The 766-nt window shown below is 29.4% G+C and carries 2 pseudogenes; both read left to right on the top strand.

Annotated features, from left to right (window positions below):
- Positions 1 to 465: pseudogene (locus tag GQX97_RS13030) on the top strand (tRNA pseudouridine(38-40) synthase TruA); the annotation flags it as partial.
- 41 nt (positions 466 to 506) lie between these two features.
- Positions 507 to 766: pseudogene (locus tag GQX97_RS13035) on the top strand (3-deoxy-7-phosphoheptulonate synthase); the annotation flags it as partial.

Here is a 766-nt window from a genome sequence, read left to right on the forward strand (position 1 = left end):
GAAGTTGTAGATGATAGTTTTAATGCTAGGGCTTCTGCTACTTTTAGAGAATATATATATGTAGTTCAAAATAGTGATATATCAGTTCCTTTTTATGAGAGRTATTCTTGGTTTTATAGAAAGAACATCATAAACGAAAAACTTATAAATGAATATGCTAAATATCTTGTAGGAGAGCATAATTTTACATCTTTTTGCTCTACTGAAGATGAGAATGATTCTAAGTTTAGRTATATTGAGAGAGTGCGTGCTATAAGAAAGAAAGATACTATATATTTTATTATAAGGGGKAATGCTTTTTTGCATAATATGGTTCGCATTATAGTTGGTACATTGGTTGAGGGGCAAAGAAAGAATATGCCTGTTAATTTTATAGAAGAGATACTAAGAAAAGAGGATAGAACTCTTGCTTTTGTTACTGCTCCTGCTCATGGACTTTATTTTAGAAGGGCTTTTTTTAAATAGAAAATATATATAAATAATATTATTTTTTAAGGAGATTTTTTATGATAGTAGTAATGAAACMAAATGCCAAAGAAGAGCATGTAGAAAGTATTATAGAAAGACTAAAAAATGCAGGACTCGGAATACATAAAAGTGTTGGTGTGGATTATACAGTAATAGGAATGGTTGGGGATACTTCCAAGATAGATAGAGATTTAATAGCATCTTTACCTGGAGTATCAAAAGTATTAAAAGTACAAGAGCCATTTAAAAGAGCAAATAGAGTATTTAAAAAAGAAGATACTATAGTAGATGTGTCTGG

Source organism: Brachyspira sp. SAP_772 (assembly GCF_009755885.1).
Lineage (GTDB): Bacteria > Spirochaetota > Brachyspiria > Brachyspirales > Brachyspiraceae > Brachyspira.